Raw genomic sequence first — 3,253 nt, forward strand, 5'->3', positions numbered from 1 at the left:
AATTGCTGCCGCATAACTGGGCAAAAACCAACACCCCTGCCGCCAGCACCTGACCTTCACTTCGGGTGTCAAGAGGGGTTGGCGGGACGCTTACGCTCGACCGGCTTGGGCGCGACCTGCGGCATCTCATCAATACCGTGCACGATCTGACCGGGCGCGGCATCGGCCTCAAGGTGCTGACTGGTCACGGGGCGGCCATCGACACCACGACCGCCGCTGGCAAGCTGGTCTTCGGCATCTTCGCCGCACTCGCCGAGTTCGAGCGCGAGCTGATCGCAGAGCGCACGGTGGCGGGCTTGGCGTCGGCGCGGGCACGCGGCCGGAAGGGCGGCCGACCGTTCAAGATGACGGCGGCCAAGCTGCGGCTGGCTATGGCGGCGATGGGACAACCAGAAACCAAGGTCGGCGATCTGTGCCAGGAATTTGGCATTACACGACAGACCTTGTATAGACATATATCACCCAAGGGTGAGTTAAGACCCGATGGGCTGAGACTACTTAGCCGAGTAGGTTAAGGATCTTGCCGTTGTGCACGGGTTTACGTGTGATATACGGCATCAACTTTTTGCTTGAGCAGTCAATCGCTCCAGCACGGCTGCCACGATGCGATCACAGCGTGCGCCATCGAATGCAAACGCATCCAGCAGCGTCTCATCGACTGCACTTGCAAGGCCTTCGCGCAACAAGCCGCGGGCACGGAAATAACGCGTGCGCACGGTTGCCTCCGGGATCCCCAGGGCCTGTGCCACCTCAGAAACTTCCATCTCCTCCACCGCACGCAACATAAAGACAGACCGAAAAGAGTCTGGCAGCATGTCAATACGTGACTCAAGAATTTTGCGCAACAGGGTGCGTTCCGTCTGGTATTCAGGGGAGTCTGCAATTTCTGCAACTAAGCTGGCTTGAAGGTGAGAATCTGGCGTGTTCATGACTGCCTCCAAGGGAATGATGTCTGCACTTTTCCGACGCAGACGGCCCAAGGCTTCATTGGCGACAATACGAACGAGCCAGGTGGAGAGCTTGGCATCTGCACGAAAGCCAGCCAATGCTTGCCAGGCGCGCAGGTAGGCGTCTTGAAGTACGTCTTCCGCTTCTGCATCGTTTTTCACGATGCTGCGTGCGGTGCGAAACAGCAGTCTGTTGTGGCGACGCATGATGGCCTCAAAGGCGTGTGTGTCACCTGAGATTGACCGCGCGACCAATTCGGTTTCGGTCGTAGCGCCGGTGATCGGTGGTGCGTTCAATGGTGCGGCTAATGGCATGGTCAGTACCCATAGAATTCTTCACTACGCACATCATCTTCGTCGATGCCAGCTTGTACAAGCGTGTCGCGCATTCCCTGTACCAGACCGGGTGGGCCGCTGATGTAGAAGATGGGAGCAGGCAGCTGGCCCGTGGTGCGTCGAATGAAATCGGCATCAATCATCTGAGTATGACCATGCCAAGTTTGTGTGGAGTTAGCCATGTCCGTCATGGTCGCATGCAATACGAAATTGTGGTGCTCGCTCGCGTGGCGCTCCAGCTCGCTCAAAAATGCGGCGTCTTCAGGGCGACGATTTGAATAAAGAAGTGTTAGCGGCTGTTCAGAAGCACTGTAAGCGGCATGGCGAATCATGCTCATGAATGGCGTGATGCCAATTCCTCCGGCAATCAAAACGCCTGCTCGCGCATTATTTTTATGCAAAATGAGCGAACCAAACGGCCCATCGATATCCAGCTCCGCACCGTCTGGCAAGGCACTCAGCGCACGTTTGTAGGTGCTATCGCGCATACGTGTGGCAAAAACCAGCTCACCCTCATGCGGAGCACTGACAATAGAGAAAGCATGACCACGATCCTCATTGCCGGCATCCGGTGCAGCATTGGGAAGCAATATTTCAAACGCTTGCCCGGGACGAAATGAGAATTCCGTTGGCTTGGCCAGATGAAACGCCCTGAACCGCCCCGGGTTTGCTGGAGGCTCCAACCTTTGAGAAGATGGAGCCATGAACAAGTCGAACAAGTTTTCCCCTGAAGTCCGTGAGCGCGCAGTGCGCATGGTGCAGGAGCACCGCAGTGAGTACCCGTCGTTGTGGGCAGCCGTGGAATCGATCGCGCCCAAGATCGGTTGCGTGCCCCAGACGTTGCTGGACTGGGTCAAGCGCGACGAGGTGGATGCCGGCGCGCGCCCGGGCGTGAGCTCGGCGGAAGTCCAGCGCGTCAAGGATCTTGAGCGCGAGGTCAAAGAACTGCGCCGAGCCAATGAGATCCTCAAGCTGGCCAGCGCGTTTTTCGCCCAGGCGGAGCTCGACCGCCGACTCAAGTCCTGAAGGCATTCGTCGACGCGCATCGCGATCGGTTCGGGGTCGAGCCGATCTGCAGGGTTCTGCAGATTGCCCCATCCGGCTATTGGCGACGCGTTGCCCAGGCGCGCAATCCGGCGCTGCGCAGTGTCCGCGCCAAGCGAGATGCCGAATTGATGCCGCGTATTGAGCAGGTCTGGCAGGCCAACATGCAGGTCTACGGTGCCGACAAGGTCTGGAAGCAGATGCACCGCGAAGGCACTGTCGTTGCGCGCTGTACGGTAGAGCGGCTGATGCGCCGACTCGGGCTGCGTGGCGTGATGCGCGGCAAGGTCGTGCGCACGACGATCAGCGATGCCAAGGCGCCGTGCCCCCTGGACCGTGTCAACCGCGTGTTCAAGGCCGACAGGCCCAATCAGCTTTGGGTGTCCGATTTCACGTACGTGTCGACCTGGCAAGGCTGGCTGTACGTGGCGTTCGTCATCGACGTCTTCGCACGACGCATCGTCGGCTGGCGCGTGAGCAGTTCCATGCGCACCGACTTCGTCCTCGACGCCCTGGAGCAAGCCCTGTATGCACGACAGCCCGAACGCGACGATGCCTTGATCCATCACTCGGACCGCGGGTCGCAATACGTCAGTATTCGCTACAGCGAGCGGCTGGCCGAGGCCGGCATTGAGCCCTCTGTGGGCAGCAAGGGCGACAGCTACGACAACGCCCTGGCTGAGACGATCAACGGTCTGTACAAGGCCGAGCTGATTCATCGCCGCGCGCCGTGGAAGACCAAGGAATCCGTCGAGTTGGCAACCCTGGAATGGGTCGCCTGGTTCAACAACCACCGCCTGATGGAACCCCTGGGCTATATCCCTCCCGCAGAAGCTGAGGCAAACTATTACCGGGAACTCGCCAGTCAGGCCGCCATCCCGGCATGACTTAAACCAACCAGCCTCCATAGAACCCGGGGCGGTTCA

Annotated in this window: 4 protein-coding genes and 1 other annotated feature; of the genes, 2 read left to right on the forward strand and 2 right to left on the reverse strand. The window is 59.3% G+C overall.

Annotated features, from left to right (window positions below; all coding sequences use genetic code 11):
- Positions 1–137: 137 nt before the first annotated feature.
- Complete coding sequence (locus AC2VLV_RS16615; protein ID WP_486991020.1) at positions 138–515, forward strand: recombinase family protein; 378 nt, start codon at positions 138–140, stop codon at positions 513–515.
- Positions 516–557: 42 nt separating this feature from the next.
- On the opposite strand, the gene AC2VLV_RS16620 is transcribed toward AC2VLV_RS16615, so the two are convergent.
- The gene (locus AC2VLV_RS16620) at positions 558–1,262 is read right to left on the reverse strand and encodes an RNA polymerase sigma factor (protein WP_486991021.1); all 705 of its coding nucleotides are present in this window, start codon (positions 1,260–1,262) and stop codon (positions 558–560) included.
- Between the two features lie 2 nt (positions 1,263–1,264).
- Positions 1,265–1,987: an FAD-dependent oxidoreductase gene (locus AC2VLV_RS16625; protein ID WP_486991022.1), complete on the reverse strand. Its 723-nt coding sequence runs from the start codon at positions 1,985–1,987 to the stop codon at positions 1,265–1,267.
- Here AC2VLV_RS16625 and AC2VLV_RS16630 point away from each other — a divergent pair.
- Positions 1,986–3,214, forward strand: a protein-coding gene (locus AC2VLV_RS16630; RefSeq protein ID WP_486991023.1) for an IS3 family transposase whose coding sequence is annotated in 2 segments (ribosomal slippage) — positions 1,986–2,274 and positions 2,274–3,214 — 1,230 coding nt in all. Because the reading frame shifts where the segments join, the coding sequence is not laid out codon by codon here. The genes AC2VLV_RS16625 and AC2VLV_RS16630 overlap by 2 nt on opposite strands.
- Positions 2,264–2,380: a sequence feature (AL1L pseudoknot), on the forward strand. It overlaps the preceding gene by 117 nt.
- Positions 3,215–3,253 lie beyond the last annotated feature (39 nt).

It is taken from the genome of Thiomonas sp. TH-17, from assembly GCF_057473305.1.

What these genes read in the sequence shown, in the direction of transcription:
- AC2VLV_RS16620 (WP_486991021.1), bottom strand. Translation starts at nt 1,262, where the DNA reads ATGCCATTAGCCGCACCATTGAACGCACCACCGATCACCGGCGCTACG.
- AC2VLV_RS16625 (WP_486991022.1), bottom strand. Translation starts at nt 1,987, where the DNA reads ATGGCTCCATCTTCTCAAAGGTTGGAGCCTCCAGCAAACCCGGGGCGG.